The sequence below is a fragment of the Pseudomonas fuscovaginae SE-1 genome (assembly GCF_000364705.1).
GTDB lineage: Bacteria > Pseudomonadota > Gammaproteobacteria > Pseudomonadales > Pseudomonadaceae > Aquipseudomonas > Aquipseudomonas fuscovaginae_A.
Genome location: NZ_AQOH01000186.1, coordinates 1 through 4,388, shown reverse-complemented (window position 1 = coordinate 4,388; position 4,388 = coordinate 1). Strand labels below are relative to the sequence as shown.

4 protein-coding genes are annotated in these 4,388 nt (G+C 61.1%); 1 reads left to right on the top strand and 3 read right to left on the bottom strand.

What is annotated here, in order from left to right:
- Positions 1–89: 89 nt before the first annotated feature.
- The 3 genes from K675_RS0117275 to K675_RS0117265 form a co-directional block, all read right to left on the bottom strand.
- Complete coding sequence (locus K675_RS0117275) at positions 90–1,748, bottom strand: cation acetate symporter (protein WP_017904750.1); 1,659 nt, start codon at positions 1,746–1,748, stop codon at positions 90–92.
- Complete coding sequence (locus tag K675_RS0117270; RefSeq protein WP_017904749.1) at positions 1,745–2,056, bottom strand: DUF485 domain-containing protein; 312 nt, start codon at positions 2,054–2,056, stop codon at positions 1,745–1,747. Before K675_RS0117270 ends, K675_RS0117275 begins: the two co-directional genes overlap by 4 nt.
- Before the next feature lie 214 nt (positions 2,057–2,270).
- Positions 2,271–3,122: a glycine betaine ABC transporter substrate-binding protein gene (locus tag K675_RS0117265; RefSeq protein WP_017904748.1), complete on the bottom strand. Its 852-nt coding sequence runs from the start codon at positions 3,120–3,122 to the stop codon at positions 2,271–2,273.
- 331 nt (positions 3,123–3,453) lie between these two features.
- Between K675_RS0117265 and K675_RS0117260 the strand changes: the two genes are divergently transcribed.
- Positions 3,454–4,388, top strand: a 935-nt coding sequence (locus K675_RS0117260) for a glycosyl hydrolase family 17 protein (RefSeq protein ID WP_017904747.1), incomplete at its 3' end; no start/stop codon positions are given.

Sequence of the window (4,388 nt, the reverse complement as noted above, 5' to 3'; positions counted from 1 at the left end):
AGCTCACCTGTCAGGAATAAAAATGCCCCGGTCTTTCGACCGGGGCACCCGCTTGCTCACTGCTTATATAGAGAGGCCTATACAACCCCTCAGTGGGAAACCGCCCCGCTCGCCCCCAGGCCGGTCTGCGAACGCACGAACTGCGGGAGGAACAGCGCCCGCTCGTTTTCAGCCGCGGTCGACTTGTCGGTGATGGAGAAGAACCAGATCCCGATGAAGGCAATGATCATCGAGAACAGCGCCGGGTACTCGTAAGGGAAAATAGCCTTCTCATGGTGCAGGATCTGCACCCAGATGGTCGGGCCAAGAATCATCAGCCCAACCGCACTGATCAGCCCCATCCAGCCACCGATCATCGCCCCGCGGGTGGTCAGTTTCTTCCAGTACATCGAAAGCAGCAGCACCGGGAAGTTGCAACTGGCGGCAATGGAGAACGCCAGGCCGACCATGAACGCGATGTTCTGGTTCTCGAACAGGATGCCCAAGCCGATCGCCAGCACGCCAAGGGCGACGGTGGTGATCTTCGAAACGCGGATCTCATCCTTCTCGTTGGCCTTGCCCTTGCGGAACACGCTGGCGTACAGGTCATGGGATACCGCCGAGGCACCGGCCAGGGTCAGACCGGCCACCACCGCGAGAATCGTCGCGAAGGCCACCGCCGAGATGAAGCCGAGGAACACGCTGCCCCCCACGGCGTTGGCCAGGTGCACCGCCGCCATGTTGTTGCCGCCCAGCAGAGCTCCTGCCGCATCCTTGAACGCCGGGTTGGTGCTGACCAGCAGGATCGCGCCAAAACCGATGATGAAGGTCAGGATGTAGAAGTAGCCGATGAAGCCGGTGGCGTACAGCACGCTCTTGCGCGCTTCCTTGGCGTCGCTCACGGTGAAGAAGCGCATCAGGATGTGCGGCAGGCCAGCAGTACCGAACATCAGCGCCAGGCCGAGCGAGAACGCCGAGATCGGGTCTTTCACCAGCCCACCGGGGCTCATGATCGCCTCACCCTTGGGGTGAACCTTGACCGCTTCGGAGAACAGCATGTTGAAGTCGAAGTTGACGTGCTTCATCACCATCAGCGCCATGAACGAGGCGCCCGACAGCAACAGCACGGCCTTGATGATCTGCACCCAGGTGGTCGCCAGCATGCCGCCGAACAGCACGTACAGGCACATCAGGATGCCCACCAGGATCACCGCCACATGGTAGTCCAGGCCGAACAGCAGTTGGATCAGCTTGCCGGCACCGACCATCTGCGCGATCAGGTAGAACGCCACCACCACCAACGAGCCGCAGGCCGACAGCGAGCGAATCTGGGTTTGCCCGAGGCGATAGGAAGCCACGTCGGCAAAGGTGTACTTGCCCAGGTTGCGCAGGCGCTCGGCGATCAGGAACAGGATGATCGGCCAGCCCACCAGGAAACCGATCGAGTAGATCAGGCCATCGTAGCCGGAGGTGAACACCAGCGCGGAAATCCCCAGGAACGAGGCTGCCGACATGTAGTCGCCGGCGATCGCCAGGCCGTTCTGGAAACCGGTGATCTTGCCACCGGCCGCGTAGTAGTCGGCCGCCGACTTGTTACGCTTGGACGCCCAGTAGGTGATACACAGGGTGGCACCGACGAATGCGATGAACATCACGATCGCCGGAATATTGAGGGGCTGCTTGTGCACTTCGCCAGTCAGCGCATCGGCTGCCCAGAGAGCGGGTGCGAAGGCCATCAGGCCCAATGCCGCGGATAGACGCCGGATCATTGCTGGGCCTCCTTGAGCACTTCATTGTTCAGGTCGTCGAACTCGCCATTGGCGCGACGCACATAGATGGCGGTCAGGACGAAGGCCGAGACGATCAGGCCGATACCCAGCGGGATACCCCAGGTGATCGACGACGTCGGACTGAGCTTGGCGCCCAGAACCTGCGGTCCATACGCAATCAGAAGAATGAAAGCCGAATACAAGCCAAGCATGATCGCCGAGAGAATCCAGGCGAACCGCTCCCTTTTCCTGACCAGTTCCTTGAAGCGCGGACTGTTCTGGATCGAGAGGTAAATGCTGTCGTTCATTGTTTTTATCCTCGCAGCACAGATGAGATGAAACATTTTTCACTTTAGGCGGCTCTGGAAGCGAAACCAGACGACCTTAGTATTAGAACGACATTAGTTCAGTTGCCCACTATCGGTCGCCGCGAGAGCAAATGCTCAACGAACGAAAACACGAAGGCCGCCGGGCGAAAACGCCGGGCGGCCTCGGGTACTGCGAGCTAGAGCCTTGGGTGGGTTATTTGGTCCACTCGGCTACGCGATCCGGGTGCTTGGCGACCCAGTCCTTGGCCGCGGCTTCAGGCTTGGCACCGTCCTGGATCGCCAGCATGACCTGGCCGATTTCATCCTTCGATGCCCACTGGAATTTTTTCAGGAAAGCGGCCACTTCCGGCGCCTTCTTGTCCAGTTCCTTGCTGCCGATGCTGTTGACGGTCTCTGCCGCGCCATACACGCCCTTCGGATCTTCGAGGAAGCGCAGCTTCCACTTGGCGAACATCCAGTGCGGTACCCAGCCGGTGACGGCGATCGACTCGTTCTTATCTTCGGCACGGGTCAGCTCGGCAATCATCGCCGCACCGGAGCTGGCCTGCAGCTTGTAGCCATCGAGCGCATAATCCTTGATCGCCTGCTCGGTCTTGAGCATCACACCGGAGCCGGCGTCGATACCGACGATCTTCTTCTTGAAGCTCTCGTCGGTCTTGAGGTCAGCGATGGACTGGGCCTTGACGTACTCCGGCACAATCAGGCCGATCTTGGCGTCCTTGAAGTTGGGGCCGTAGTCGACCACCTTGTCCTTGTTCTTGGCCCAATACTCACCGTGGGTCACCGGCAGCCAGGCAGAGAGCATGGCATCGAGCTTGCCGGTGGCAACCCCCTGCCACATGATCCCGGTGGCGACAGCCTGCAGCTTCACGTCATACCCCAGCTTCTGCTTGATCACCTCGGCGGCCACGTTGGTGGTGGCAACGCTATCGGACCAGCCGTCGACGTAACCGATGGTCACGGTCTTGGTTTCGGCACTGGCCAGGTTGGAGCTGATGGCAAGTACCAGAGCGGCACCTGCGCCTAAGAGTCGTCGCATTTTCATCGTTACTTCCCCGAAAGTGCTGCGCCCGACGGATGCCGGGCGGCATCAACGTATAGTTATGGTGCACGGCGCCCCCTTCACGCCTCACGGCCAAACTCCTTCGATCATCAGCGGAGTACTGATACTCCGATCATCAACCCACTCCAGCGACCAACCTGATCCGACAGCGACCTCAAGGCAGCGAGAAGCGACATCAGAAAGCCAGCAATTACTCAGTTGGGAATGCGCCTCATCCAGCCGCTGCAGACTTTGCATGACAAAATACTGCACGAGCCCAAGGCCAGAGCATTTCCGGGTAATATGCGCGGCTTTGCTCCCAGACAGCCCGACCATGCCCGCCAACGCCCGCTTTGCGCTACCGCCCTATCTGTTCGCCTGCCTGCTCGGCCTGCTGACCCTCTGCGGGTTCTGGTATGGTCTCGGCCAGCCGGTGGTCCTGCCGGATGCCGCGACCCCGACGCACAAACTGCAGTGTGCGTCCTACACGCCGTTCGACAAGGACCAGTCGCCGTTCGACCAGCCGTTCAAGCCGCGCCTGGAACGCATGGACGCCGACCTGGCCCTGCTGTCAACCCGCTTCGAGTGCATCCGCACCTACTCCATGACCGGCCTCGAGGCGCTGCCGGCACTGGCGCGCAAACATGGCCTGAAAATGATGATCGGCGCCTGGGTCAACAGCAACCCGGTGGACACCGAGAAGGAAGTCGATGCCCTGATCGCCTCGGCCAACGCCAACGCCGACGTGGTGACCGCCGTGATCGTCGGCAACGAGACCCTGCTGCGCAAGGAAGTGACCGCGGCACAACTGGTCAGGCTGATCCACAAGGTCAAGGCCCATGTGAAGCAGCCGGTGACCTATGCCGATGTCTGGGAATTCTGGCTCAGCCATCCGGATGTCGCACCGGCGGTGGACTTCCTGACCATCCACCTGCTGCCGTACTGGGAAGACGATCCGGCGGGAATCGATGCGGCCATCGACCATGTGGCGCAGATCCGCCAGACCTTCGGCAACCGTTTCGCTCCCAAGGACATCCTGATCGGCGAGACCGGCTGGCCGAGCGAAGGCCGCCAGCGGGAGACGGCCCTGCCGAGCCGGGTCAACGAAGCCCGCTTCATTCGCGGCTTCGTCAACCTGGCCGAACAGAACGGCTGGCGCTACAACCTGATCGAGGCCTTCGACCAACCGTGGAAGCGCGGCAGTGAAGGCGCGGTCGGCGGCTACTGGGGCCTGTTCGACGCCAACCGCCAGGATAAGGGCATACTCGC

Coding starts and splice junctions, on each gene's coding strand:
- K675_RS0117265 (WP_017904748.1), bottom strand. CDS start 3,122: ATGAAAATGCGACGACTCTTAGGCGCAGGTGCCGCTCTGGTACTTGCC.
- K675_RS0117270 (WP_017904749.1), bottom strand. CDS start 2,056: ATGAACGACAGCATTTACCTCTCGATCCAGAACAGTCCGCGCTTCAAG.
- K675_RS0117275 (WP_017904750.1), bottom strand. CDS start 1,748: ATGATCCGGCGTCTATCCGCGGCATTGGGCCTGATGGCCTTCGCACCC.